A 26,031-nucleotide genomic window follows, 5' to 3' on the forward strand; every position below is an offset into this window, starting at 1 on the left:
ACAGGCTAATTTAATTCTTTTTTAAGAAATTTTGCTGTGTAACTTTTTTTATGCTTGACTACTTTTTCTGGGGTGCCTTCTACAACTACTTGTCCGCCACCTTTACCACCTTCGTAGCCTATATCTATAATGTGGTCTACTGTTTTAATAACATCAAGGTTGTGTTCTATAATTAATACCGTATTACCTTTGTTTGCTAGTTTGTTAAGTACAAGCATAAGTACTCGAATATCTTCAAAATGTAGGCCTGTTGTGGGTTCGTCTAAGATATAAAAGGTGTTTCCGGTGTCTCTTTTGGAGAGCTCTGTGGCTAATTTTATACGCTGAGCCTCTCCGCCAGAAAGGGTTGTACTTTGTTGTCCTAATGTAATGTAGCCTAAACCAACATCTTTAATGGTTTTTAGTTTTTTGTGAATTTTTGGGATGTGTTCGAAAAAATTTACGGCTTCATTTATAGTCATGTTTAAAACATCGCTTATGTTTTTGCCTTTATATCTAATTTCTAGGGTTTCTCTATTAAAACGTTTGCCTTGGCAAGTTTCGCATTCTACATATACATCTGGAAGAAAATTCATTTCAATTACTCGTAATCCTCCGCCTTGGCAGGTTTCGCAACGTCCGCCTTTAACGTTAAAACTAAACCTACCAGCTTTGTAACCTCTAATCATGGCTTCTGGTACTTTGGCAAATAGCGCTCTAATTTCGCTAAAAGTGCCTGTGTAAGTTGCAGGATTACTTCGAGGGGTTCTGCCAATAGGCGATTGGTTTATGTCTATAACTTTATCAATATATTCTAGGCCTTTAATGCCTTTGTATGGCATTGGTTTTTTTACTCCATTAAAATAATGTGCATTTAAAATAGGGTAAAGCGTTTCGTTTATTAGTGTAGATTTTCCGCTGCCAGACACTCCTGTAACACCAATCATTTTTCCAAGAGGAAATTTAACCGAAATGTTTTTTAAATTATTTCCAGTACAGCCTTTAAGTTCTAAAAACTTGCCATTTCCTTCTCTTCGAGTTTTAGGAATTTCTATTTCCTTTTTACCATTTAAATAATCAGCCGTTAGTGTATTGTGTGTTTTTAATTCGTCTGGATTTCCAATACTAATAATGTCGCCTCCATATTTACCTGCTTTAGGGCCAATATCTATAACGTAATCTGCGCGTTCTATCATGTCTTTATCGTGCTCGACTACAATTACCGAATTGCCAATATCGCGAAGCGATACTAAAGAGTTAATTAGTTTTTCATTGTCGCGCTGATGCAAACCTATACTAGGTTCGTCAAGAATATAAAGTACACCAACAAGTTGCGAGCCTATTTGTGTTGCTAACCTAATACGTTGCGCTTCGCCACCAGATAATGATTTCGAGCTTCTGTTTAGCGATAAATAATCTAAACCTACATCTAGTAAAAATTGAAGTCTGGATTTAATTTCTTTAACGACTTCTTCTGCAATTCTTAATTGTTTGTCTGAAAGGTGGTTATTTAAGTTTTTAAACCATTCTGAAAGTTCAACAATATCTGTATTTGCAAGTTCAGCAATGTTTTTATTGTTTATTTTAAAATATAGAGATTCCTTTTTTAGTCGAGAACCATGGCAAACAGGACATTTAACTTTGTCCATATAATCTTTAGCCCAACGTTTTAAGGATTTTGATTCGGCAGTTTTGTATTGGTTTTCAATAAAATTTGCAACGCCCTCGAAATCTATTTTGTAATCTCGTGTAACACCTAGGGTTTTACTCTCAACAGAGAATTTGTCATTTCCGCCGTATAAAATTATTTGCTTGGCTTCTTCTGGGATATCTTTGTAGGCATCGGTTAATTTAAAATTAAAGCGTTGGGCTATGGTTTCAAATTGTTTGAATATCCAACTATTTTTTTGAGGGCCGTGTGGCGCTAATGCACCTGCTTTAATAGATAATGTCTGGTCTGGTATTATTTTATCTGGGTTAATTTGATACAAAGTGCCTATGCCATTGCAGTTAGAGCATGCGCCTTTTGGAGAATTAAACGAAAAATTATTTGGTTCTGGGTTTGGATAAGAAATACCAGAACTAGGGCACATTAAACTTCTACTAAAATAGCGTGTTTCGTTGGTGTCTTGGTCGATTACTAATAGTACATCTTCACCATGGTACATGGCTGTGTTTATAGTTTCGGTAAGGCGTTTGTCGTTATCTGCACCATCATTAATAACTAATCTATCTATTACAATTTCTATGTCGTGAGTTTTGTAACGGTCTAGTTTCATACCTTTTACAAGGTCTCTAATTTCGCCATCGGTTCTTACTTTTACAAAACCTTGTTTAGCAATTTGCTCGAATAACTCACGATAATGCCCTTTTCTAGATCGTACAACAGGAGATAAGATATTTATACGTTTACCTTTAAAATCTTTTATAATTAAGGCTTTTATTTGCTCGTCGCTGTAGCTTACCATTTTATCTCCTGTGTTATAGCTGTAGGCATCACTTGCTCGTGCAAATAATAGGCGCATAAAATCGTAAATTTCAGTTATAGTACCTACGGTAGAACGTGGCGATTTGCTGGTTGTTTTTTGTTCTATGGCAATTACAGGTGAAAGCCCGTCGATTTTATCAACATCGGGACGTTCTAGGCCACCAAGGAATTGTCTGGCGTAAGCTGAAAAGGTTTCGATGTATCTGCGTTGGCCTTCGGCATAAATGGTATCGAATGCTAATGAAGATTTTCCACTACCAGATAAACCTGTAATCACTACAAGTTTTTCGCGCGGAATAGATACATCAATATTTTTAAGATTATGTACTCTAGCTCCTTTAACTTCTATAAAATCTGTGAATTGGCTCATAAAATCGCAAAGTTGCGAAGTTACGCTTTTTGATATTAAAAATAAAGTAGGTTTGTTTTGTTGTTTGTTAAATTCTTGATAAGTTTTTATGTTAAAATGTGTCTTGTAGAGGCTTGTGGTTATAAAAAAAATGGCAGGCTATTTAAATAGCCTGCCATTTTTTATTTGTTTATTTATTGCGGTTAGTTAACTGTTACCATTTCGCCAGATTCTAAAGACTCTGTATAATTGGCAGTAACTTGTTTTAAATAATTGAAAAACTTTTTTCCGTCTTTTCTTTCTAAAACTACATGAATGTCGCCATTTTTATCAATTACTTTTTTTACAATTACTAACTCGTTATACACACTTTTATAATTTGCTACGCCACCTCGTTTAACTATAAAATTAAGTCGAGGAAAATCTATATGTTTAAAAGCAACTGTTTTAGGAGTCTTTATTTTTAAAACATCGCCTACTTTTGGGTTTGTGTTATTGTATGTTGTTTTGGTATTAGCATTAGCAAACAAGACGCCAAAAACTAAAATAATTGTAAAAAGTAAATTTTTCATAGTATAATTTTTAAGGATTAGAGTTACTAATATATAAACTTATAGACATTTATTTTTGGCGACAATACGCTTTTTGTTTTTGTGCAAACCTGTATTTTTTTAGGTAAAAAATAGTGTTTGGTGTTATTGCGTGTATTATACCCTAAACGCAAGGTGGTATTTTGTTTTTGTTTTTATTGTTTGTGTTGTTTTACGTTAAGTTTTTATGGGTGTATTTTTGTTTGAAATTGTTTTGTTTTGATTGTTGATTTAACAAAAAATTAACAATTTTGATTAACTAGAGTGTTTGGTTGAATACTTTATTTGGCTGATAGTTGCGCAAGGGATAGTAGTGGAAAACCCACAGCGAGGTACGAGCGAGGATTTGCAACGGATAGCCCGACCCTTTTGGGTTGCGCCAAAAAAAAATTATTTACTTGTTTTAATATCGTTTATTTCTAAGCCTAAAAATAGTAGTTTGTGAAATGTTGGTAGTTGTACGCCTGTTTGTGTAACTGTCCAATGATTCCATGACGCTTCAAGTCCGTTTATGGGTAGGATAGAGGTCCACATTTTAAAGGCTATTGGTTTGCCAGAGTTGTCGAGTATCCATAGATAGGAGTCTCCAGGTGTTGATCCGCCAGAGGTGTAAGTTACTAAAAGGGCTTCGTTATTGTTTTTTGTTTTTATAAGTTGCCGCTTTACACCTGTATCGAAAACTTTGTATGGAGCAACTAGCCAAAAGGAGTCGTTATGGAAATATCTAATGGCTTTTGTTATTAACTCTTGTGCCATTTCGCTTTCGGTTTTAAAACTGTGTATGTAGGCTTTATGGTTTTTGGGGTTGTTAAAATCTAAAACGACCTTGTTTTGTTTCCAGAAAACGGTACAAATGTTGTTTGCTTTATCCCACTCGTAATGGTGTCGTTTTTTAAAAGTCCATTCTATATAATTGGTTGTTTTATAGGCTTGATGATCTAATGCATTTAGCATTTTATGGGCTAAGGCATCGGCTTGTTGGCCTTGTATTCCTGTAGGTAAACCTTCGTTGTACTTAAAGTATAAATAACCAAAAAATAAAGCGCTGGGAAGTGTTAAGAATATAATAATTCCGGCAATTATTTTTAATATTTTTTTTGGTTTAATTGCCATAAAAAACAATCGTTAGGTTAAGTTATTGCTAATTTATTAAATAAGAACGATTAAAAAAAAAGAAAAGGTTAAAAACCAATGGCTGTATCGTCTCCTCGGTAATCTGCACCGCCTTCGTAGCTGTTATCTTTTAATACAAGTATGCCATCTACTTTGCCTATAACTGGTGAGTCTTTTTGGTTTATTTTGTAGCCTAAAGTTTCTAATTGTTGTATTAGTGTATTGTTAAATTTATTTGGTTCCATTCTTATTTCGTCTGGTAGCCATTGATGATGAAAACGAGGTGCATTTACTGCTTCTTGCATAGTCATGTTGTATTCGTGTACATTTAAAATAGTTTGAAGTACAGAGGTAATTATGGTTGAGCCTCCTGGGGTTCCTAGTGTCATGTATAGCTTATTGTTTTTTTCAACAATGGTTGGTGTCATGGAGCTTAGCATACGTTTTTCGGGCTCAATTTTATTGGCTTGGGCACCAATAAGACCAAACATATTTGGTACTCCTGGTTTACTGCTAAAATCGTCCATTTCGTTATTTAAAAAGAAGCCTAATTCTGAACAATATAGCTTCGAGCCATAAGCACCATTTAATGTGGTTGTTACAGCAATAGCGTTACCAAATTGATCGATAATAGAAAAGTGTGTTGTTTCGTCGCTTTCTACAACCTGTATGTTGCCATGCGATACATGGCTTGATGGAGTTGCTTTGTTAAACGAGAAATTACGCATTCTTTTGTTTAAATAGTTATCTTGAATTAGGGTGTCTATTGGAATTTTTACAAAATCTGGATCGCCTAAATAATAGCTCCTATCGGCATAGGCACGTCGTTCGGCTTCGGTAATAACTTGTATGGCTTTTAATGAGTTATGCCCGTATTTGCTTAAATTAAATGGTTCTAGCATTTTCATAATTTGCGCTAAACATACTCCGCCACTAGAGGGTGGAGCCATAGAAATTATTTTTAAGTTATCGTAATTAAAAGTTACAGGTGTACGCCACTTTGCTTTGTAATTTGCTAGGTCTTGTTCGGTTAGTATGCCTCCGTTGTCTTGAATAAATTTAGCAAGTATTTTAGCAGTTTCTCCTAGATAAAATTCATTTTTTCCATGTTTTAAAATACGCTCTAATGTTTTAGCTAATGCAGGGTATTTTATAGTATCGTTTGCTTTCCAAGAATAATCAAAAAGCATAGAGTCTTTATTAGCTTTAGAAAAAAGAGGTTGGTATTTTTTTATTGTTTTTTCTTGCTTTTTTGTAACTATAACACCGTTTTTAGCTAGCGCAATTACAGGGGTTATAATGTCTTTAAATGGCAAAGAGCCAAGTTTTTCATGAATTTCAAAAACCCCCGAAATAGTACCTGGAACTCCCACAGCCATAGCGCCTAAAGTACTTTTGTCTGGAATTACATTGCCATTTTTGTCTAGATACATATTTGGTGTAGCTGCCATTGGTGCTTTTTCTCTAAAATCTATAGACCCTATATCTCCGTTTGCTTTTCTGTATACCATAAAACCACCTCCGCCAATATTTCCAGCAAATGGATAAGCTACGGCTAAGGCTAATTGGGTTGCACACATAGCATCAAAGGCATTTCCTCCTTTTTTTAAAATATCACTTCCTATTTTAGAGGCCTCTGCGCGAGCAGAAACTACCATAGCGTTTTTTGTAACTAACCCTTTTACAGGTGCAGGTACTTTTTCTGTTTTTTTACAAGAAACAATTAAGCAAAGTAACACCGTAATATTTAAAAAATGTTTAAGCATATATATGTTGTTTTAGTGTAATTAATTTTTGTTCTGATGATAAGATAAGCTCATCAAAAAAAAGAGAAAATTCATTTTCAAATTCGGAATAAAAAGTTTCGAGTTCAATAACCGCTTCATTCATATTAGAGCGGTTTTTGGTACGTCTGTTCATGCCTTCTAAAACCCTTGTAATACCTTCTATTGATGCATAACTTAATAACCAATTATCTGCAATCATGTAGGGCATCATTTTTTGGATTCTTAGCGGTAATATGTTATAATTTAAATTTAAGGCGTCGTAAAAATTATTAACATACTCGTTTAGAGGTGTTTTGCAGTAATGCTTCCAGTTTTTGGCTAAAAAATGGTCGTAAAGTATATCTACAATAACCCCAGAGTAATGCCCGTATTTTTTATGAAGTCTTTTAGTGCTTAATCTAAATGTTTTATGGGCATCGGTATAGGAATCGATATGCCTATGTAGCAATATACCTAATTGAATTTCTTTGGGGTATTTTTTATATTGTTTCCCTTTAATACCGTCGGCAATAAAATTTCCAATAGTAACTAAATCGTTTTCGCCAGATAAATAAATATGTGCTAAATAGTTCATTGCTGAAATTTACGAATTCTGTTTTAAGAATTCCGATTTTGAAATACTATATTTGTTTTTTAATAAAAATAATATATGACACTTATAAAATCAATTTCAGGAATTAGAGGCACTATTGGTGGGCAAGTAGGAGAAAACTTAACGCCTATAGATGCTGTAAAATTTGCATCGGCCTATGGCGTTTGGATAAAACAGCAAAGAGAAAAAGAAAACTACAAAGTGGTGGTTGGTAGAGATGCCCGTATTTCAGGAAAAATGATTCAAAGCCTGGTTATGAATACCTTAATTGGTTTAGGTATTGATGTTGTTGATGTTGGTTTATCTACAACTCCAACAGTTGAAGTTGCTGTGCCTATGGAACATGCCGATGGCGGAATTATTTTAACAGCAAGCCACAACCCAAAACAATGGAATGCATTAAAATTATTAAATGCTAAAGGCGAATTTTTAGATGCGGTTGAAGGGGCAAAAATTTTAAAAATTGCTGAAAGCGATGATATGAATTTTGCCGATGTTGATAGTTTAGGAAAAATAACAAAAAACAAAGCTTATATAGATTTACATATTATTGAGGTTTTAGATTTAGATTTAGTAAATGTAAAAGCTATTGAAGAGGCACGTTTTAAAGTTGTTGTAGATGGTGTAAACTCTACTGGAGGTATTGCTATTCCTTTGTTATTAGAGCGTTTGGGGGTAGATGTTGTTAAGTTATATTGCGAACCAAATGGGCATTTTCCGCATAATCCAGAGCCTTTAAAAGAGCATTTAACAGATTTATCGGCCGAAGTTAAGAAACATAATGCCGATTTCGGAATTGTTGTCGATCCTGATGTAGATCGTTTAGCCTTTATGGATGAAAATGGTGATATGTTTGGAGAAGAGTACACACTTGTTGCTTGCGCCGATTATGTGTTAAGCAGAACCCCAGGAAATACTGTAAGTAATATGAGTTCTACAAGAGCTTTACGCGATATTACCGAAAAGCATGGTGGTAAATATGAAGCTAGCGCAGTAGGAGAAGTTAATGTGGTTAAACTAATGAAAAAAAATAAAGTAGTAATTGGTGGCGAAGGTAATGGCGGTATTATTTATCCAGCGGCACACTATGGTCGTGATGCACTAGTAGGTGTAGCGTTATTTTTAAGTTTACTTGCCAATAAAAATATAAGTGTAAGTGCTTTAAGAAAAACTTACCCTAGCTATTTTATGAGTAAAAAGAAAATAGAACTAACCCCTGGGCTTGATGTAGATGGTATTTTAAAAACCATGGAAACACGTTACCAAAAGGAAGAGTTAACAACTATAGATGGGGTTAAAATAGATTTTTCTGAAAGTTGGGTGCATTTACGTAAAAGTAATACAGAACCAATTATTAGAATTTATACCGAAGCAAAAACCCAAGACGAAGCCAATGCTTTAGGTGATAAGTTTATAGCCGAAATTGGCGAAATAGCAGGTGTTTAATTGTCTTAGCTATGTTATAATATATTATTATCCACGCTAATCTAGTTTAGATAGCGTGGTTTTTTTTTGTTGTGCTATTTGCAATTTATAAAGCAATTAGTAATTATTAATAAATAAGAGATTAGATGTTTAAAAGAAAAATTGAGCGTTGTTTTGTGGTTTTAATCTTGATGTTTGGATTATTATCGTGTAAAAACGATAGCATAAAAAAGAACTCTAATAAAGTTACTGGAAATGTTACATCTAATTTGCAGGTCGACCATTTGAATATTTGGGTTAAAAACCCTAAAAAGGCAAAGAAAGCATTAACAGATGTAGGATTTACTTGCGTGCCAGATTCACTTTCTCAAATTCATAACGGGCAAGGTACAGCAGGAAAGTATTTTCATTTTTTAAACGGTTATCTTGAGTTAATTTTTGTTAACAATAAAAACGAATTAGAAGAAAATTGCAAAAAAAATAAAGAATTAGATTTTGTAGAAAGAGCAAATTTTAATAATAATGAAGCCTCGCCATATAGTATAGCTTTAAAGGTTAAAGATTATAATATAGATAAAATACCTTTTAAAAAAGTAGCTTATCACCAAAACTGGATGGCAGATAAAATGAATATTTATTCGGCTAAAAATTCTAAAATACAGCTAAAAGAACCATCAATTTTTGTTGTTTATCCTGAAATTGAATCAGAAACATTTAAAACATTAGCACATTTAAAAAATATACCAGAGAAATACGCATTTGCTAGAACATTTTATAAACACCCAAATGACGCAAAAAAAATTACAAAAATTGTAATAACATCTTATGGGTTGAATTTAAAATCCGAAACTATTAAAGCAGTTAACAAAATAGAAAACGTAACTGTTAAAAACGGTTCTGAACACATAATGGAGTTGTTCTTTGATGAAAATGAACAAGAAATAACAATTGATTTAAGACCAGAATTACCATTGATAGTATATTTGTAAATAGATTGAAGCGTTTGTAATTTGTTAATTATAAACGGTTAATATTAAAAATAATTTTATGAGTTTATAGGGAAAAGAGTAATTGCGTATTAATAATGAAAGATCTATTTAATCATATTTGTAATTATTGTAATTTAGAAAAAGAAGATTTTCTTGAAATAGAACCATTTTTTAAAACCAAGACAGTATCCAAAAAAGAAATAATTTATACCTCAGGAGGTAAAAACTTAAAACATTATTTTGTGTTAAGTGGTTGTTTGCAAATGTATTATATTAATAATCGTGGTTTCGAGCAAACCTTGCAATTTGCCATAAAAAACTGGTGGATTACAGATTACTTGGCATTTCAAAAAAATCAAAGTTCCGAATTTTACATACAGGCCATAGAACCTTCAGTTATACTTGAAATTTCATATGCAAAGCAAGACGCATTGCTATTAAAATTACCAAAATTAGAAACCTACTTTAGGTGTATTTATCAAATTGCCTTAGGCGCAGCGAATATGCGAATAAAATATATTTTTAGTTACTCTAAAGAAGAAGTGTATTTTAGATTTAGAGAAGCTTTTCCAGACTTTGTTAATAATGTTCCGCAATATTTAGTGGCAACTTATTTAGGATTGTCGCCAGAGTATGTTAGTAAAATTAGAAAAAAAAAGATTAATTGAACCAGTTCAATTTTATTGTAATTTATCAAGCTTAGCTTTGTTCTATTAATAAAAAATAAAAAAATGGAACAAAGAATTCAAATAGACCAATTACAACCAGAAGCTTTTAAAGCAATGTATGAGTTAGAAAACTACCTTGCTAAAAGCCAACTTACAAAAACGCATAAAGAGTTAATAAAAATTAGAGCATCGCAAATTAATGGTTGTGCGTTTTGTATAAATATGCATACTAATAGTGCTTTAAAAAATGGCGAAACTAGTACGCGTATATTTCTTTTAAATGCATGGAAAGAAACTACACTTTTTACAAAAGAAGAAAAGATAATTTTGGCAATTACTGAAGAGGTAACATTAATTCATAAATCAGGACTCTCAAGCACAACTTATAATAAAGCGCTTGATGTTTTTTCAAAAAAATATATAGCGCAAATTATTATGACTGTAACCGTTATAAATGCTTGGAACCGTATTGCAATTAGTACAAATAAACCTGTTTAGTTATGAGAAAAATAAAGCGTACACTTAGTCTATTGTTGTTTATTACTGCTTTGCTTTTAAGTTGTAATTTAGAGAAATCTAAACCTAAATTAGAGCAGCAAAACGAATTAATATCTAAAAACACACCGAATGCAGATATAAAACACATAAAACCTTTTAATAAAGCATTACCAACTATTGGACTTTTAATGTATAATGGCGTTTTGCAAAGTGAAATTATTGCAACATCAGATGTGTTTTCAAAGCCAGATGCCGTAAATGGAAAACCACTTTTTAATGTTATAACTATAGCAGAAACAGAAAACTATATTGTTACAGAAGAAGGTATGAAGTTTATTCCAGATTATACGTTTAAAAACTGTCCTAAATTAGATGCGCTTTTTATTCCTAGTGCTTATAATATGTACGCGCAGGTTAATAATAATAACATTGTAAATTTTATTAGAGAAAAAAATAACGAAACAACATATACAATAAGTAATTGTGCTGGCGCTAACTTAATTGGCGAATCTGGTATTGCTAAAGGGCATAAAATAGTTACTTGGATTGGAGGTGGCGAAGAATTACAGAAAAACTACCCAGACTTACTAGTACAAAACGATAGTTTGGTAACTTATGTAAAAGACGGTAAGTTTTTATCATCAAACGGTAATTTGGCAAGTTATATTCCTGCATTAAATTTGCTAGAAATACTAACAAGTAAAGCGCAACGAGAATTTGTTGAGAGTTACTTGTATTTAAATAGACTTCAAAATTGGAAAAAATAACTTAATGTGTTAATTATGTTAGTTTTAAAGTGTTTTATTTAACGTATTAACTTTAATTGTTTTGTTATTTTTAAGTGTGCATGTAGTTGGTTTTTTGTAATTGATTAAAGTGATTGCAATATCTTGTTATAAAAACTTTAAAAAATACTTATATTGTTCTCGACTAACAAGATTAAATAGCACATGAAAAAACTAGCATTACATTGGAAGATTATTATAGGAATGGTTTTAGGAATCATTTTTGGGTTTATAATGAATACCGTTGATGGCGGTAAAGGATTTGTAACCGATTGGATTTCGCCATTTGGAACCATATTTATTAATCTTTTAAAGTTAATAGCTGTACCATTAATTTTAGCATCGTTAATTAAAGGAATTTCAGATTTAAAGGATATCTCTAAAATTAAATCTATGGGCTTGCGTACCATAGGTATTTATATTTCTACCACGGTAGTGGCTATTGTTATTGGTTTAAGTATTGTTAACTTGGTAAAGCCAGGTAACGGAATGCCACAAGATACGATTGAAAAAATTAAGCTTAAATATGAGAATGATGCTGGCGTTACAGATAAGTTAATGAAAGCCTCGGCACAAAAAGAAGCTGGGCCTTTACAAGCCTTAGTCGATATTTTTCCGAGTAATATATTTAAAGCATTTGCCGAGGCTTCTATGCTTCAAGTTATATTCTTTGCCATTTTTGTTGGTATCTGTTTATTACTTATTGGAGATAAAAAAGCAAAGCCTTTAGTTAAGTTTTTCGATTCGTTAAACGAGGTTGTTATGAAAATGGTAGACTTAATAATGCTTTTTGCTCCATACGCTGTTTTTGCATTGTTAGCAAACGTTATTATTGCTTTTGATGATGTTGAAATTTTAATTAAACTGCTTTATTACGCGTTTTGTGTTGTTGGTGGTTTAATTTTAATGATTGGTTTTTATTTACTTTTAGTAAGTATATATGCTAAAAAATCGCCTTTATGGTTTTTGCAACAAATAAGTCCAGCGCAACTTTTAGCTTTTTCTACAAGTAGTAGTGCTGCAACGTTACCAGTTACTATGGAGCGTGTAGAAGAGCATTTAGGAGTAGATAAAGAAGTGTCTGGTTTTGTATTACCAGTTGGAGCAACAGTAAACATGGATGGTACAAGCTTGTATCAAGGTATTGCAGCGGTGTTTATTATGCAAGTTATTTGGCCCGAAGGTTTAACTTTTACCAATCAATTGGTTATTGTACTTACTGCTTTATTAGCTTCTATAGGTAGTGCTGCAGTACCAAGTGCTGGTATGGTAATGTTGGTTATTGTTCTAGAATCTATTGGGTTTCCTGCAGAATTGTTGCCTATTGGTTTGGCTTTAATTTTTGCGGTAGATAGGCCACTTGATATGTGTAGAACCGTTGTAAATGTAACTGGCGATGCTACTGTATCTATGATGGTTGCTAAGTCGTTAAACAAATTACACGACCCTAAACCTAAAGAGTGGGATGATAATTACGATGCTGTAAAATAGTATGAACTTTGGCAAATAGGTGCGTTAGGGATTGTAGCGGCATCCTTTTTTGAGGTACGAGAAAAAGATATAGCGAAAAGCCCGACCCTTGTGGTAACGCCCCCAAAAAAAGAAGCTTTATTAGAATTTTGGGATGTATTTTAAATCCTTTAAATTTATATCAACCGAAAAAATATAAATATGAACGTTTGTTTTATAATGTATCCGTGGGAAGAAATTGATCCTGAAAATGATACAACCCTTGCTTTAATTAAAGAATGTGTTAAGCGAAATCATGGTGTTGCTATGTGTGTGCCTGCCGATTTAACCATTAGAAATAGTGTAACGACTGCAAATTGTAGGGTTATTGGTAGGATGGATAAAACTCCAAGTTCGTTAAAATCGTTTTATAGAAAAGCCGAGCTGCGTGAAGAAATGCTTCCGTTGGCTGGCTTCGATGTTATTTTTTTTAGAGCCAACCCGCCTTTAGATCCTATTATGCTTAATTTTTTAGACTCTGTTAAAGACGATGTTTTTATAATGAATTCTTTACAAGGTATGAGAGAGGCAAATAATAAGCTGTATACCGCTGCCTTTGGCGATGCACATAGTAATATTATACCAGCTACGCATGTGTCGAAAAGTAAACGTTACTTAATAAAACAGATTAAGGAATCGAAATCTGATAAAATGATTTTAAAACCATTAAATGGTTTTGGTGGTTCGGGCGTTATTTTAATTGAAAAATCGGCGATGAGTAATATTAATTCGTTGCTAGATTTTTATATTACAAGTGGCGATGGATCTTCAAACTATGTAATTCTTCAAGATTATATAGAAGGGGCAAATCAAGGCGATGTGCGTATACTTATTTTAAATGGCGAACCTGTTGGTGCAATGAAGCGTGTGCCGGGTAACGAGGATCATCGTTCTAATGTTTCGGCAGGTGGTAGTGTTCAGCGCCATACGTTAACCAAAGAAGAAAAAGCGCTGTGTAAACAAATTGGTCCTAAATTGGTTAACGACGGTTTATATTTTGTAGGTATTGATGTTATTGGCGGTAAGTTAGTAGAGGTTAATGTTATGTCGCCTGGCGGTATAACTTACATTAATAAAGTGTATAAATTAAAAACTAAAATAGAAGAAAAGGTTATAGACTTTTTAGAAATGAAGGTTTTAGATAAGCTTCAGGCTTTTGATAGACGAACCAGATTGCGTAAAACAGTTCAAGATGCTTAAAGGTTAATACGTATAAAAAATAATATACTTAGGTTAACGTCTTTTTTAGGGGAATTAATTATTTATAAAATATGAGTTCGAGTATAAACTTAACATCACCAATTGTTTCGGTTAAATGGCTTAAAAATCATATAAATGAAGAAAACCTTATTGTTTTAGATGGTACAATAAATAAGGTGTTCGATGTTTTGTTAGAACAAATACCTAATGCTAGATTTTTTGATATAAAAAAGAAGTTTAGCGATGTAAGTAACCCGTTTCCAAGTGCTTTTCCTTCAACAGAACAGTTTCAAAACGAAGCCAGACAATTGGGTATAAACAACGCAAGTGCTATAGTGGTTTATGATGATAAAGGCATTTATTCAAGCGCTCGTGTTTGGTGGTTATTTAAAGCTTTTGGTTTTACAAATATAGCTGTTTTAAATGGTGGCTTTCCTGCATGGAAAAATGCTGGCTTTAATACAGAAACAATGCAAAACTATAAAGGGCATTCTGGTAATTTTGTGGCTAAACTTCAGCCTCATTTTATGAGGTTTTTTAATGATATAGAAAAGGCTTCTAAAAATGAAACACATAAAATTATAGATGCAAGGTCTACAGGAAGGTTTAATTGTATTGAGCCAGAGCCAAGGGCTGGTTTGCGTATGGGCACAATACCAAATTCGGTTAATTTACCTTTTTCAGATTTATTAACAAATGGCATTTTAAAATCTAAAAAAGAACTAGCTAAAGCTTTTTATATGGTTGCCGAAAAAGACGACCCTATAATATTTTCTTGCGGTTCTGGAATTACTGCTTGTGTTTTAGCTTTGGGCGCCGAAATTTCTGGTTATAAAAACATATCGGTTTACGATGGCTCTTGGACAGAATACGGAAGCTTAACAACAGGACATTTAGAAAAACCAAGTACTTGGACAAAAGACGAGTTATTGGCTTATATTTTAATGTATGTTTCTAATTCTGATTTGGATGAATCTAGAAAAGAAAAACAATATATTTTAAGCCGGGTTGATAAAGATGTTTATAATCGTGTTAGTAAGCAGTTTGATAAAGATAATGATTACCAGAGTATTCAAAATATTATTGAAGCTATAAAAAAGCATAATTATTACCGTAATGATTTGGCCGATTTGTTTGCCGATATAAAATTAATGGCTTTTGCAGATGGCGATTACGATCCCATAGAAAAAATGATTTATAGCCATTTAAAAAAAATACTAAACGATGGATAGGCTAACGGTTTCGCAAATAATTTCTAAAATTGAAGCAGGCCATACTTTTGAAGCTGTGGCAATAGATTATGCATTTACAATAAAAATTGATGAGTATGTGCCGTATATATGCGCAGCGGTACATGACGGACATCAATTTAGAAAAGAACTTTGGAGTAATTGCATACATACAGCTTACGAACGTTGGTATGAAGAAGATCCTGAAACTAAAAACATGATTAAATCGCATCCCATTGTTATTGCAGGTTGCGACTCGCGTTTTGAGTACGACTTAAATAGAGCACCCGAAGATGCCGTTTTTACAACAGCTTGGGGTAAACAATTATGGAGAGAGCCTCTTTCTATAAACATAAAAAAACGAAGCCTTGAAAAGCATGCTAATTTCTATAAAATAGTTTATGCATTAGTTAATACTTTAGAAACAAAATTTGGATTTTGTACCGTTTACGATATGCATAGTTATAATTGGAAACGATGGGATAGAGAAGTACCAACATGGAATTTAGGAACATCTAATATAGATAATAAACGTTTTGGTAACGTTGTTGAAAATTGGAGACAAAGTTTATCGGAAATAAAATTGCCTAATGCAATAAAATCGGACGCTTTAATAAACGATACCTTTCAGGGTCACGGATATTTTTTAAAATTTATAACACAGAATTTTAAAAATACCTTAGTTTTGGCAACCGAAATTGCTAAGGTGTACTGCGATGAATACGAGCAAATTATATTTCCAGAAGTTGTAAAAGCTGTAGAAATAGAATTATTAAAACGTATTTCTTCGCATGCCCAAAATACATACAAAATTTTTAAAGGTTGATTTATGAAGATTGATACCAATGGCACAACAAAAAATCTTTTAGAGATAGACGAAAATATTGATGCTTTAGTTAAGCAAATAGAAATGCTTAGTTATGTTAACCCAACTAATATAGAAGAAGAAAAGAAACGCTTTTTCTCGTCAAAGTATCTAACAGATCCTATTTTTACTTACCCAGAAATTAATTTTGATAGATTTAAGCTTCATCGTGCTTTATTTACACAATCATTAGAAGCAATTGATGATGCCGAGATTAAAAATTTGTACGAAGATATTATTTATGCATATTCTGGTTTAATTCAATGTATACAAACTATAGGAACAGGTAAAAAGTTTTATTACAATTGTTTACGTTGTTTTGGTACACCTACAGAAAACGATGTAGAAAATGCTAAGTTTATTCTTCATTTTGAAGATGAAAATAAAGATGTTCCTGCATTTCTACCAAAATATAATTCAACTGAAGCCGAAGTGTTTTTTAAAGATTTTTCTAAAAAATATAACTTTACTTATCATATAAAGCAATCAGATAAGCTTTCGGCTATTGCTATGGTATTAAATAATATAAAGACCTTAGTTTTAAATACAAATTATACCTATTCGGACAATGAAATAGCGGTGCTTACAAATCACGAAATAGGAGTGCATATGGTAACCACAATGAATGGTTTACTACATCCATTAAAAATATTTTCTCATGGTTTCCCTAATAATGAAGAAACGCAAGAAGGTTTAGCAGTATTCTCAGAATACATGAGTAATAATTTAACAATAACTCGTTTAAAAGAGTTGGCATATCGTGTTATTGCGGTAGATAGTTTGGCAAAAGGTTACACATTTTCTAGAACGTTTAGGCTATTGCATAATCAATACGATTTAGATAGGGAAACAGCCTTTTATATTACTGTAAGAGCGCACAGAGGCGGAGGTTTTACCAAAGATTATTTGTATTTAACAGGACTTAAAAAGGTTTACGATTATTACCATCAAGGTAAGGACTTAAGTTTATTGTTAACCGGAAAAGTATCTTTGGAGTATGTTAACGAAATAGAGTCGTTAATTAATAAAGGTTTTGCTGTGCCAGCTAAGCATATTACAGACTCTTATGCCGAAAATAAAAACACAAACAAAAAAGTAGATTTTATTTTAAGAAGTTTAAAATAATATTAAAAGTAAGTTTTTTTAATAGTATAATCTATCTTTTTGTTGTTGGAGTTTAGTATTTGTAAATATGTTTCATTACCAAATTCTTGGCTAACATATTCACAAAAATCGTTTCCGTTAGTAAAATCTAAGTTGTTAATTTTTAGAACCTTCATGTTTGGCCTTATGCCTTGGTTATAAGCATTAGAGTTTTCTATTACAGATTGAATGTAAATGCCTTTATTTATTGAGTATCCTAGTTTAAATCCTATTGTATTGTTTTTAATGGGATTGTGTTTGGGTTTAGAAAGGTAAATGTGTTTGTTGTTCCAATTAATAGTTACTTGGCTTCTAGATAATAAACCATTTCCAACAGAAACGGTATGTCCAGTTTTAAGTATGGTATTTTTAAATTGTAATTGGTTTATATTTAAAGAGTCAGAATAAGTTATTTCTCTATGCATAGGTACAGGTGTTCCAATAATTCCGCTTTGATTTACACCTTTTTCTATATAGGATTTATTAATAATATGCTTCTTTTTAAGTACAGAGTATATTTGGTTGTTTATAGATAACGAACCGTTTGATCCGTAGTCAAGCAAAACGTTTTTAATTTTAGCTTGCCCTAAGTTTAAGTCAATAAAAATATTATATTGTTGATCTGTTTTAAACGGTACAGCAATACTTTCTTTTAATAAATTAATATTAGGTTTTTTTAATAAAGTTAAAGTGTTTTGATTTTGATTAATTGTCCAATTGCTATGCCTTATTAAATTAGATCCAATAATTCCATCTATTTTTAAGCATTTTAATACTGCGTTAGCTTTAAAATCGCCAATAAAGGCTGTTTGATTTAAAAACGCCACATTACCAATATTAATAGTGTTTACTTGTACCCATTTAACTTGTTTTTTGTTGTTATCGCTATCAATTATATTGCTTTTACTAATGGTTTTAAAATTATGTTTATCCTGAAGTTTTTTTGATATGCTAAAAGGCGCTCCTGTATCAAATAAAAATCGATAGTTATGTCCGTTTATAACAATTGGTACAATTATAAGGTTGTTTTGGGTTTCAATGTTTATAACATGTTTGGGAGTATTGTAACTAATACTTCCGCGGTTAATGACTGTAGTCCATTTTGTAGAGCAGCTTAAAGCTGTATTAATTAAAATAAATAAAAAGGATAATGTTTTAAAATTAGTTTTCATTACTTTAATTTTTTTTACACTAAGTTTTAATTGTTCTTTTTTAGTCTAAAAACTTACTCTTTAACTCTGGAGTGGGTATCATACAGGTTTCTTTTTTGCCATACCATTTATAGCGATTTTTTGCTATAAAATGATATGCCCAATTACGTATAAAATTGGGAATTATAAGAAAAACAGCCATGATGCTTGTTGGGAAACCTAAATTTGAAGCTATTTTTAAAGCTGCTGTAGATTTAGATTGAATGGATTTGTTTTTAGGATTATATAATAAAATTGAATCTGTTTTTGTGCTATCTATATTAAATGTTTTAATAATTTGTTTACCTGTGTTGCTTTGTAATGGAGCAAACATAAATACATTGTTTTTATCGCGTTTAATAACAAATAAAACAGAACTATTGCACAGGTTGCAAACGCCGTCAAATAAGATTAGTTTTTTATGTTTGGGTATGTTTAAATTCACATGGTAAAGATACTATTTTACAATGTATTTAAGAATTCGTTTAAGTCGATTTCCTTGTCTAATTTAAGCTTCTTTTTAAGGCGGTATTTACTCTTTAAAACACTATCTGGTAATACGTTTAGCATTGATGCAATTTCTTTAGTAGAAAGGTTCATGCGCAAAAAAGAGGCGAGTCTTATTTCCTTTTCGCTAATATCTACTGCAATGGCTTTAATTTTGTTATCAAAGTTATTATGTACTTCAGAGAAATAGCTTTTAAAAATTTCCCAGTCTTTATCTTCGGCGCTTTCTTTTTTAAGAAGCATTACCAATCGTCTAAATTCTACTTTAAATAATTCAGGAGATTTTTTAATCTTTTCCAAGTTTTCTTTTAACTCTTGAATAAAAGTGTTCTTTTGTACTAAATGTAGGGTTTGCGACGCCAACTCTTTCTTTTTAAAAGCTATTTCTTGTTTGTAAATAGCTTCTTGTTTATCACGTTCTATTTTGTTTTTCTTGAGGCGTTGCTTGAATCCAAAATAGAGTAGACCCGCAATGGCTAATAATGAAATTATGCCAATACCATAAATTGTTTTGGTGAGTTTGTCGTTTTTGGCTTGTGCGTTTAAAGTTTTTATTTCTTCCTCTTGTAATGCTATTTCTGCTTCTTTTTTTTCGGTTTCGTATTTCGTTTTTAACTCATCTACTTGTTTAGCATTCTCAAGGTTAAAAATACTATCTTTTAGATTAATGAAATTTTTTATATCCAATAAAGCGGTTTTATGTTGCCCTAACTTATCATAAGCAATAGATCTGTTGTAAAGCCCATCACGCTTAACATCCATAGCTTTAATAGAGTCTGAAAGATGAATGGATAATGTATGATTTTTAACTGCTAATTTATATTGTTTAGTGTTATAATATGCAGAACCTAAAGCATTGTATCCAATTGAAAGATTAATTAATGAGCCTATTTGTTTTTCTATTTCTAAAGATTCTTTTAAAATTTTTATTGCTTCGGCATGATTACCAGTTTCTGAATAAATACTGGCTATGTTTGAGAGATTGATAGATATAAAATCTTCTCTTTTAATTTCTTTAGAAATAACAAGGCTTTTATTGTAATTTTTAATTGCATTATTATAATCTTCAAGATACCAATAGGCATTTCCTATTTCTATATAAGTTACAGCTGTCCAGTTTTTATTTTTTAAGCTAATTAATAAATTTAACGATTCTTTTAATGGTTTTAGTGTTAGTTGATAATTACCTCTTAGCATTTCAATTCGAGCACTTTGTCCTAAAGTTACAGCTTTAATTAATTTGTTTTCTGAAGTTAGAGTATCTAAAATTTTTAATGCTAGTATATTTTCTTTTGTTGCAGTTTCAAAATCTCCTTTATCCATATTAATAGTCGTTTTTCTATTAAGACTTTGTAACATGTATTTATTGTTTCTAGCATTTAAAGCATTTGTATAACCTATTTCTGAAATTTCTATGGCTTTATCATAATTTCCTTGTACACATTCAAATGTTGAATAATCTTCAGTTAATTCACATAATTTATTAACTGATTTTAACTGCTTTAGAATATTTAAAGATTTTTTAAAATAAAATCTAGAAGAGTCTATATTTGGCAAAAATCGATAGTAGTAAGCTAAATTATGATATGCCAATCCTATCCCTTTACTATAATCATTTTTCACAGACATGTTTAATACGTCGTTGGCATATTTGAAAGCAGTTTTTGGGTTTAGATGTTTGTAATGTTGAAATAAAAGTTGAGCAGTTTCTACTTTTTGCTCAATATTAGTTTGAAAGTTATATGAGCTTTTTAAGCTATCTGCAATTTTTTGATTCTGGGCCTCGGTATTTTGATTGTATAGAATAAATGTTAAAATAAATAAGATTAATTTTTTCATGGTTTGGTTATTTAACTCATACTAAGGTAATTAATTTAAGAATACAATAAGCTTCCTTGTCAAGACTCAAAAATGGTCTGTCCATATAAGGTCTATTTAATTCATTATGATTAAAGAAAAAAATAGAATTTAAAATATTGATTTTTAGGTAGTTGTTGTTTTGTGGTTGTTTCTGTAAAAAGCAGGGGTTATGTGTGAAATATTAAACCTGTCCATACTTTGTCCATACCAAAAATTAGTTTTCATATCCATTCATCTCTAGTTTTGAGTTGTTGAATCACAAAAAAACAAATATTATGAAAACCCAACTATTAACATTCAAAAACGTTTTTTTTACAATAGTTTTTATTGTTACTTTACTTTCATGTAATGGATGTAGTAAAGATGATGATGGAAATGACCAAGCTGCCAACATAGAAGATATTGCTGGTTACCTTAAATCTTTAAATTACAATCCTAATGAAATATTAGGTGTAGAAGACATAGGTTCTGAATCTTTAAAAAAAACAATTGAATCGGAGTCTAATTCAGATGATGATGTACATGGAACAAATACAAATACCGTATGCACTTCAATAGAGTACGATTTGAAAACTAATTTTAGTGATATCCCTATTTTAGATCCCAATAAAGGTGTTATTTGGCCTGGAGCATTGGTTTATGGTGATGCTTCATTAAAAAATGGTACGCCTACTAATATTACTATTAATCGTGCTCCCATGACTCTACGTGTAGAATTACCGGGTATAGGTGAAGCTGGTAATGTATATGTTGAAGATCCTAATAACACGACTACAGGCTCTGGTATAGATGAAGCTTTAGAGTGGTGGAATGCTAATGCTTATCAAGCAGGGTATAGAAATGCAGCAGCTTCAACATCAGAAGCAACGACATTATATTCTAAACAACAAATGAGTTTAGAGTTAGGTTTAAATGCAGAATGGGCAAAGAGTGATATATCAGCAGAATTTGATTATGAAAGTACTGTAGACAAAAGAGTTGCTATGATGGTTTATAAACAAGTGTTTTATACCATTTCTATGAATCAACCTACAAATCCTGCTGATGTATTTCATGAAAGTGTTACTCCTGATCAGGTAAAAGGATATTTTAATGAAAGTAAACCAGCTGCATACATACATAATGTAAGTTATGGCCGTATAATAATGTTTAGAATGGAATCAACTGTTGAAGCATCAGATTCAGAATTAAAATCGGCATTTGAATATGCAGCAGGTAAGAATAATGTAACTGGAAGCCTAAAAGTTAAAGTTGATAAAATATTAAAAAACTCGAGTATTAAAACCTTTGCTATTGGTGGCAATGCGGCTGTAGCGGCCGAATTGGTTTCTGCACAAAATTTTGGTGATTTAGAACCTATAATTAAAGGTGAAAATGCTCTTTATAGTAGAGATAATCCTGGAGTTCCTATTTCTTATACTGTTAGGTATTTAAAAGACAATACATTGGCTAAAATGGGTTTTACAACAAAGTATACAGCAGTAACATGCACTACTACAGGAAGAGTACACCCAGGAATGGAGTTTAATAATCATACAAAGAATGATGGATTTAGAGTTGGTCTTACTTACAAAAATAATATGCCAGGTGAATCATCACAAAGTTATGAAGATTTAGGAATAAACCAGAAATGGATGAGAAATGAAAGTTATGACAATACAATTGGTATGCAACTACCAGATGGCGCATATGATATTCGTATTTATATAGAATTACAAATTGATGATGAAAAAGGAGTAGACAGCGAAGGTAATGAAATTAATCATTGGCATATTGATGAGAATTATAAACAGCGTTATTTTAAACAAGAATTAGGTAATTATATACACAATGGTGGTAGCGGAATTTATGATAAATGTTATATAGCCGAAAAGGAATGGCTTAAGGCTGTCACCGTAAGATCACTTAAATGCCCTTGACAATAAAGAAATTATTAATACAGTCGGCACCTAAAGTTGGGATTCAGCAACTTAGTGGTGTTGGCTGTTATTTTTAATCTAAATGCTCTGTTTTTACCTTAATCAGGGTTACTTGTGCGGTTTTTACATAATCGTCATGCCAGCCAAAATAGTTGCCGGTTTTAAAGTAGTTTTCGTGTGCATAACCATTGCCAACGTAATCATAAATTAACGTGTAATCGGTGTTAATACCTTTGGTTTCACAAACTAAACCGTAATAAAATTTACCATTTTCAATTTTTATTTTAAATGTAAAAATTTCGTTATCAACAACGCCAACATCTAGTTTTTCATCAAAAGCACTTGTCCATGGTTGTCCAGTATCAGGTTTTGTATAGTAATCTAATTGTATAGTACCACTATTCCAACGAATTTTAACTGTAGCAGGAGCACCTTCTAATCCTGTTGTTTCTTTGCCGTGTATTTGGGCTACTATAGTTCTGCCATTGCCTTCAACATAATCAACTTTTAAAGTGGTTTCTAAAATGTGCGTGCCAGTATTCATTAACCAATTATCGGTTGTGGTTTGGTTGCCTTTCCAGAATTCGCGAAGCTCTGTTCGGCAATATTTGTCTCCTAGTTCAGACTGTCCGGAAGTTGTATAGCCTGTAAACTGGGTAAACAAGGTATAACTACCATCTGTATTTTTGTAAAAGTATTTAGATTGAGCACTTGTTAATGAGTTGTTTTCTATGGCTTCGTAAAAAATGGAGGTTGCTTTACCAGAACCATTATTTAGCGGAACAGATAAATACCAATTTTTCCATACAATGTTTGGAGTGTTTTCTGTAGGTAGTTCTTCTTCAACTTCTTCATCAATAACCTCAACCTCTTCTTCGGTAGATTTATTGCTAGGTTCTTCACTTGTGCTACAGTTATAGATAACTAATATGGCGCATAAAATAAAACAGGTAATTATAGGCTTTTTCATTTTAAAAACTTTTATGTAAAGATAAATGAATTATTTTTTTGCTTCAACAAGTTCTAGTAAATCTAAAGCTACATTGGTTGTAAATATGCCATAATTAACTATGGCTTTGTTTTTCTCAATGGTGTCAATGCTTCCAATAGCTCTGCCGTCTTGCATGCGAACACGGTCGCCAATTCTTAGGATGGGTTTTGGTTTGGGTTGCTCTATTGCTTTTTTCTTTTCGGCTTTTTTCTTTATTCTTATGATGTTAACTTTTTTTTCGGCTTCTTGTTTTACTTGGTTTTCTTTGGCTTTTATGGCGCGTTTTTGTTTTGCTGTTACTTTTTTTCGTTTTGAGTTTTCTATTTGTACTAATTTAAATAACTCCGACATTAATTGCCGTTTTTGTTTGTTTTCAAAGTATTTTTCAGCAATATCGTTAACTTTTTGGCCCAGATAAATTAAACGTTGGTTGCTGTCGTATAGCTCTTGGTAGCTTTCTAGTTTTTTCTGTATTTTGGTGTTTATTTCTTCAAGTTTATCGGCTTCTTCTAATTTTTTCTTTTCATTTTGCTTTAAAGATTGCCCAGTTTTTTCTAGTCTTGATCGTTCTTTTTGTAGTTTAGCAATAGTCGCATCAAACCTAACTTTACTGCGTTCTATTTTCTTTTTTGCTCTGTTTATTAAACTGTATGGTATGCCGTTTTTTTGTGCGACTTCAAAAGTAAAACTGCTTCCGGCTTGGCCAATTACAAGTTTAAAAAGCGGTTCTAAAGTACGTTCGTCAAATAACATATTGGCATTTAACATGTACGGTAACTCGTTTGCTAATATTTTTAGGTTAGAGTAGTGGGTTGTAATGATTCCAAAAGCTTCTCTGTGATAAAATTCTTCAAGAAATGTTTCGGCTAGTGCACCACCAAGTTCGGGGTCGCTTCCTGTACCAAATTCATCAATTAAAAAAAGAGTGTTTTTGTTACACTTTCTTAAAAAGTAATTCATTTGTTTTAACCGGTAACTATAGGTGCTTAAATGGTTTTCAATAGATTGATTGTCGCCAATATCGCTTAAAACTCTATCAAACAAACAAACTTTACTGCGTTCGTGTACCGGAATTAGCATGCCGCTTTGTAGCATAACTTGTAGTAATCCTACAGTTTTTAAAGTAATACTTTTACCTCCAGCGTTAGGTCCAGAAATAACAATTATTCTGCTGTCTTGTTTTAGTTCTATAGTTTGCGGAAAGGTTTTTTCTTTCTTTTCTAAATTGTTTAAATAAAGTAAAGGATGGTAAGCATCGCGAAGTAGCATGCTTTTATTTTCTGAAAATTCTGGAAGAATACCGCTCATAGATTTTGCATATTTGGCTTTAGCCGAAATAACATCTATGTTAATTAAATAGTCTTGATAATCTTTTAATAAAGGCAAAAACGGACGCATAAAATCTGTTACTTCCTTTAAAATTCGTATAACTTCTTCTTTTTCTTCGTATTCTAAATTGTTGAGTTCTCTGGTGTGTTGTAGAGTGGCTTCGGGTTCTATATAAACAATGCTTCCAGTTTTACTGCCTCCCATTATAGAGCCTTTAACTTTACGTCTGTACATTGCTTTTACAGCTAAAACACGTTTGTTTTCTACCACCGATTCTCTAATATCATCTAAATATTCAAGGTTGTGGTAGGTGTTTAATGCGCTGCTAAAACTTGCGTTAATCTTTCCTTTTATTTTGTTTATAGATTGGCGTAAATCGAAAAGTAAGTTTGATGCATTGTCTTTTATATCTCCAAAACGATCTACAATGCTATCAACTTTTTCAATTAATATTTTAGTAACTTCAATATGAGATGAAAATTGATATAAATTGGGATAATATTCTTCAAATTTTTTTAAGAATTTAACAATTTCGTTTACTGTTATAGACATGGCAACTATTTTTTTTAAGCCATGAACTTCTAAGTATGTGTTTTCTATATTTAAGAGTTGTATTTCTTTTAAAATGGTATCGAAACCATGATTGGGTATGCGGTTGTCGTTGTAAAATGAGGCTACATAATCATTAGTTAAGTTAAGCGAGTTGAGTAATTTTTCTTTGGTTTTATAAGGGGCAATTTGCAATGCTTTTTCATGACCTAGCGGTGTTATACATAGTTCACTAACTTGTTGTAATACCGTTTGAAACTCTAAATCTTGTAATGTTTTTTCGTGAATATGAATCATTCTTTTCTTTACGTTCTATAAATAACGAAATACAAAGTTAAACATTCTATTAAATGTTTTTTTTTGTTATTGTGGTTAAAGTGTTAATTAACAAGGTAATAAGGTTATTTAACAAAATGCTAACATGTTGGGAAGGCTTTTCTGTTTAATTTCATTAAATCTATTAAAAGTCATCAATCA

Annotated in this window: 21 protein-coding genes; 11 read left to right on the plus strand and 10 right to left on the minus strand. The window is 31.8% G+C overall.

What is annotated here, in order from left to right:
• Positions 1-5: 5 nt before the first annotated feature.
• The 5 genes from uvrA to ACNG5D_RS07185 all read right to left on the minus strand — a co-directional run bounded on the left by uvrA (position 6) and on the right by ACNG5D_RS07185 (position 6,880).
• Positions 6-2,837, minus strand: a complete 2,832-nt coding sequence (uvrA, locus tag ACNG5D_RS07165) for an excinuclease ABC subunit UvrA (RefSeq protein ID WP_418182816.1) — start codon at positions 2,835-2,837, stop codon at positions 6-8.
• A 182-nt stretch (positions 2,838-3,019) separates the two neighbouring features.
• Positions 3,020-3,388, minus strand: a complete 369-nt coding sequence (locus ACNG5D_RS07170) for a hypothetical protein (protein ID WP_418182817.1) — start codon at positions 3,386-3,388, stop codon at positions 3,020-3,022.
• Between the two features lie 408 nt (positions 3,389-3,796).
• Positions 3,797-4,519 carry a hypothetical protein gene (locus tag ACNG5D_RS07175; RefSeq protein ID WP_418182818.1) on the minus strand — a complete coding sequence of 241 codons (723 nt, stop codon included), beginning with the start codon at positions 4,517-4,519 and terminating at the stop codon, positions 3,797-3,799.
• Between the two features lie 68 nt (positions 4,520-4,587).
• Positions 4,588-6,285, minus strand: coding sequence for a gamma-glutamyltransferase (gene ggt / locus ACNG5D_RS07180; RefSeq protein ID WP_418182819.1), 1,698 nt, complete (start codon positions 6,283-6,285; stop codon positions 4,588-4,590).
• Positions 6,278-6,880 carry an acyl carrier protein phosphodiesterase gene (locus tag ACNG5D_RS07185; RefSeq protein ID WP_418182820.1) on the minus strand — a complete coding sequence of 201 codons (603 nt, stop codon included), beginning with the start codon at positions 6,878-6,880 and terminating at the stop codon, positions 6,278-6,280. Before ACNG5D_RS07185 ends, ggt begins: the two co-directional genes overlap by 8 nt.
• 75 nt (positions 6,881-6,955) lie before the next feature.
• On the opposite strand from ACNG5D_RS07185, the gene glmM reads away from it, so the two are divergent.
• From glmM to ACNG5D_RS07235, 10 genes are all read left to right on the plus strand, one after another.
• A complete protein-coding gene (glmM, locus tag ACNG5D_RS07190) occupies positions 6,956-8,344 on the plus strand; it encodes a phosphoglucosamine mutase (RefSeq protein WP_418182821.1) in 1,389 nt (462 codons plus the stop codon).
• Positions 8,345-8,469: 125 nt separating this feature from the next.
• Positions 8,470-9,312 carry a VOC family protein gene (locus tag ACNG5D_RS07195; protein WP_418182822.1) on the plus strand — a complete coding sequence of 281 codons (843 nt, stop codon included), beginning with the start codon at positions 8,470-8,472 and terminating at the stop codon, positions 9,310-9,312.
• 95 nt (positions 9,313-9,407) lie between these two features.
• Complete coding sequence (locus tag ACNG5D_RS07200; protein ID WP_418182823.1) at positions 9,408-9,980, plus strand: Crp/Fnr family transcriptional regulator; 573 nt, start codon at positions 9,408-9,410, stop codon at positions 9,978-9,980.
• A gap of 63 nt (positions 9,981-10,043) precedes the next feature.
• Complete coding sequence (locus tag ACNG5D_RS07205) at positions 10,044-10,478, plus strand: carboxymuconolactone decarboxylase family protein (protein WP_418182824.1); 435 nt, start codon at positions 10,044-10,046, stop codon at positions 10,476-10,478.
• 2 nt (positions 10,479-10,480) lie between these two features.
• Positions 10,481-11,245, plus strand: a complete 765-nt coding sequence (locus tag ACNG5D_RS07210; protein WP_418182825.1) for a DJ-1/PfpI family protein — start codon at positions 10,481-10,483, stop codon at positions 11,243-11,245.
• Between the two features lie 183 nt (positions 11,246-11,428).
• Positions 11,429-12,754 carry a dicarboxylate/amino acid:cation symporter gene (locus ACNG5D_RS07215; RefSeq protein ID WP_418182826.1) on the plus strand — a complete coding sequence of 442 codons (1,326 nt, stop codon included), beginning with the start codon at positions 11,429-11,431 and terminating at the stop codon, positions 12,752-12,754.
• Between the two features lie 180 nt (positions 12,755-12,934).
• On the plus strand, positions 12,935-13,972 hold the full coding sequence (gene gshB, locus ACNG5D_RS07220; protein WP_418182827.1) for a glutathione synthase: 1,038 nt from the start codon (positions 12,935-12,937) through the stop codon (positions 13,970-13,972).
• Between the two features lie 71 nt (positions 13,973-14,043).
• The gene (locus ACNG5D_RS07225; RefSeq protein WP_418182828.1) at positions 14,044-15,204 is read left to right on the plus strand and encodes a sulfurtransferase; all 1,161 of its coding nucleotides are present in this window, start codon (positions 14,044-14,046) and stop codon (positions 15,202-15,204) included.
• Complete coding sequence (locus tag ACNG5D_RS07230) at positions 15,197-16,027, plus strand: N-formylglutamate amidohydrolase (protein WP_418182829.1); 831 nt, start codon at positions 15,197-15,199, stop codon at positions 16,025-16,027. The genes ACNG5D_RS07225 and ACNG5D_RS07230 overlap by 8 nt, the downstream gene beginning before the upstream one ends.
• Before the next feature lie 3 nt (positions 16,028-16,030).
• A complete protein-coding gene (locus ACNG5D_RS07235; protein WP_418182830.1) occupies positions 16,031-17,191 on the plus strand; it encodes a flavohemoglobin expression-modulating QEGLA motif protein in 1,161 nt (386 codons plus the stop codon).
• Positions 17,192-17,193: 2 nt separating this feature from the next.
• On the opposite strand, the gene ACNG5D_RS07240 is transcribed toward ACNG5D_RS07235, so the two are convergent.
• Genes ACNG5D_RS07240 through ACNG5D_RS07250 form a run of 3 tightly spaced genes read right to left on the minus strand, consistent with a single transcriptional unit; the run spans position 17,194 to position 20,745 of the window.
• On the minus strand, positions 17,194-18,381 hold the full coding sequence (locus ACNG5D_RS07240) for an aspartyl protease family protein (RefSeq protein WP_418182831.1): 1,188 nt from the start codon (positions 18,379-18,381) through the stop codon (positions 17,194-17,196).
• 40 nt (positions 18,382-18,421) lie between these two features.
• A complete protein-coding gene (locus tag ACNG5D_RS07245; RefSeq protein WP_418182832.1) occupies positions 18,422-18,844 on the minus strand; it encodes a thiol-disulfide oxidoreductase DCC family protein in 423 nt (140 codons plus the stop codon).
• A gap of 17 nt (positions 18,845-18,861) precedes the next feature.
• Positions 18,862-20,745, minus strand: coding sequence for a tetratricopeptide repeat protein (locus ACNG5D_RS07250; protein ID WP_418182833.1), 1,884 nt, complete (start codon positions 20,743-20,745; stop codon positions 18,862-18,864).
• A gap of 296 nt (positions 20,746-21,041) precedes the next feature.
• On the opposite strand from ACNG5D_RS07250, the gene ACNG5D_RS07255 reads away from it, so the two are divergent.
• Entirely contained in the window at positions 21,042-22,685 is a 1,644-nt protein-coding gene (locus tag ACNG5D_RS07255; RefSeq protein WP_418182834.1) for a thiol-activated cytolysin family protein, read from the plus strand.
• Positions 22,686-22,758: 73 nt separating this feature from the next.
• Here the strand turns inward: ACNG5D_RS07255 and ACNG5D_RS07260 are convergent, their stop codons facing one another.
• The gene (locus ACNG5D_RS07260) at positions 22,759-23,655 is read right to left on the minus strand and encodes a polysaccharide lyase family 7 protein (protein ID WP_418182835.1); all 897 of its coding nucleotides are present in this window, start codon (positions 23,653-23,655) and stop codon (positions 22,759-22,761) included.
• Between the two features lie 30 nt (positions 23,656-23,685).
• Positions 23,686-25,851 carry an endonuclease MutS2 gene (locus ACNG5D_RS07265; protein ID WP_418182836.1) on the minus strand — a complete coding sequence of 722 codons (2,166 nt, stop codon included), beginning with the start codon at positions 25,849-25,851 and terminating at the stop codon, positions 23,686-23,688.
• Positions 25,852-26,031 lie beyond the last annotated feature (180 nt).

The sequence above is a fragment of the Algibacter ulvanivorans genome (genome assembly GCF_048381495.1).
Taxonomy (GTDB): domain Bacteria; phylum Bacteroidota; class Bacteroidia; order Flavobacteriales; family Flavobacteriaceae; genus Algibacter_B; species Algibacter_B ulvanivorans.

What these genes read in the sequence shown, in the direction of transcription:
- ACNG5D_RS07250 (WP_418182833.1), bottom strand. Translation starts at nt 20,745, where the DNA reads ATGAAAAAATTAATCTTATTTATTTTAACATTTATTCTATACAATCAA.
- ACNG5D_RS07175 (WP_418182818.1), bottom strand. Translation starts at nt 4,519, where the DNA reads ATGGCAATTAAACCAAAAAAAATATTAAAAATAATTGCCGGAATTATT.
- ACNG5D_RS07210 (WP_418182825.1), top strand. Translation starts at nt 10,481, where the DNA reads ATGAGAAAAATAAAGCGTACACTTAGTCTATTGTTGTTTATTACTGCT.
- uvrA (WP_418182816.1), bottom strand. Translation starts at nt 2,837, where the DNA reads ATGAGCCAATTCACAGATTTTATAGAAGTTAAAGGAGCTAGAGTACAT.
- ACNG5D_RS07195 (WP_418182822.1), top strand. Translation starts at nt 8,470, where the DNA reads ATGTTTAAAAGAAAAATTGAGCGTTGTTTTGTGGTTTTAATCTTGATG.
- ACNG5D_RS07255 (WP_418182834.1), top strand. Translation starts at nt 21,042, where the DNA reads ATGAAAACCCAACTATTAACATTCAAAAACGTTTTTTTTACAATAGTT.
- ACNG5D_RS07235 (WP_418182830.1), top strand. Translation starts at nt 16,031, where the DNA reads ATGAAGATTGATACCAATGGCACAACAAAAAATCTTTTAGAGATAGAC.
- ACNG5D_RS07205 (WP_418182824.1), top strand. Translation starts at nt 10,044, where the DNA reads ATGGAACAAAGAATTCAAATAGACCAATTACAACCAGAAGCTTTTAAA.
- ACNG5D_RS07230 (WP_418182829.1), top strand. Translation starts at nt 15,197, where the DNA reads ATGGATAGGCTAACGGTTTCGCAAATAATTTCTAAAATTGAAGCAGGC.
- ACNG5D_RS07170 (WP_418182817.1), bottom strand. Translation starts at nt 3,388, where the DNA reads ATGAAAAATTTACTTTTTACAATTATTTTAGTTTTTGGCGTCTTGTTT.
- ACNG5D_RS07225 (WP_418182828.1), top strand. Translation starts at nt 14,044, where the DNA reads ATGAGTTCGAGTATAAACTTAACATCACCAATTGTTTCGGTTAAATGG.
- ggt (WP_418182819.1), bottom strand. Translation starts at nt 6,285, where the DNA reads ATGCTTAAACATTTTTTAAATATTACGGTGTTACTTTGCTTAATTGTT.
- ACNG5D_RS07215 (WP_418182826.1), top strand. Translation starts at nt 11,429, where the DNA reads ATGAAAAAACTAGCATTACATTGGAAGATTATTATAGGAATGGTTTTA.
- ACNG5D_RS07200 (WP_418182823.1), top strand. Translation starts at nt 9,408, where the DNA reads ATGAAAGATCTATTTAATCATATTTGTAATTATTGTAATTTAGAAAAA.
- ACNG5D_RS07240 (WP_418182831.1), bottom strand. Translation starts at nt 18,381, where the DNA reads ATGAAAACTAATTTTAAAACATTATCCTTTTTATTTATTTTAATTAAT.
- glmM (WP_418182821.1), top strand. Translation starts at nt 6,956, where the DNA reads ATGACACTTATAAAATCAATTTCAGGAATTAGAGGCACTATTGGTGGG.
- ACNG5D_RS07185 (WP_418182820.1), bottom strand. Translation starts at nt 6,880, where the DNA reads ATGAACTATTTAGCACATATTTATTTATCTGGCGAAAACGATTTAGTT.
- ACNG5D_RS07260 (WP_418182835.1), bottom strand. Translation starts at nt 23,655, where the DNA reads ATGAAAAAGCCTATAATTACCTGTTTTATTTTATGCGCCATATTAGTT.
- ACNG5D_RS07265 (WP_418182836.1), bottom strand. Translation starts at nt 25,851, where the DNA reads ATGATTCATATTCACGAAAAAACATTACAAGATTTAGAGTTTCAAACG.
- gshB (WP_418182827.1), top strand. Translation starts at nt 12,935, where the DNA reads ATGAACGTTTGTTTTATAATGTATCCGTGGGAAGAAATTGATCCTGAA.